Annotated in this window: 1 protein-coding gene; it reads left to right on the top strand. The window is 72.6% G+C overall.

Annotated features, from left to right (window positions below; all coding sequences use genetic code 11):
- Positions 1-32: 32 nt before the first annotated feature.
- Positions 33-507 (top strand): transglycosylase domain-containing protein (locus BFN01_RS01445; protein WP_218161785.1); only part of this gene is annotated, 475 nt, incomplete at its 3' end.

Below are 507 nucleotides of genomic sequence, written 5' to 3'. Positions count from 1 at the left end.
GTCTCGTGGGCTCGGCGGTGGTCCATGGTCGGGTGACGTCCGGCGCCTCGACCCTGACCATGCAGACCGCGCGTCTGCTGGAGCCGCGTCCGCGCACCCTGGGGGCTAAGCTGATCGAGATGATCCGCGCCGTGCAGCTGGAGTCGCGCCTGTCCAAACGCGAGATCCTGGCCCTCTATCTGACTCTGGCCCCCTATGGCGGCAACCTGGAGGGCGCGCGGGCGGCCAGCCTCAGCTATTTCGGCCATGAGCCGTCCAGCCTGACCGACGGCGAGCAGGCCCTGCTGATCGCCTTGCCGCAATCGCCCGAGGCCCGTCGTCCAGACCGCCGGCCTGAAGCGGCCAAGGCGGCGCGGCGCGCGGTGCTGGACAAGATGGTCCGGGGTGGAACGCTGAGCGCAGCCGCCGCCTACGAGGCTGAGAACGAGCCCCTGCCCAGACGCGCGGCCTTCCCGACCCTGGCCTGGCACGCGGCCGGCGAGCTGGCGCGGGCCGCGCCCAAGGGCC

Origin of the sequence: Microbacterium sp. AR7-10 (assembly GCF_001878835.1) — a bacterium.
Lineage (GTDB): Bacteria > Actinomycetota > Actinomycetes > Actinomycetales > Microbacteriaceae > Microbacterium > Microbacterium commune.
The sequence above is the reverse complement of the archived record's forward strand: the minus strand, read 5'-3'. Positions and strand labels throughout refer to the sequence as shown.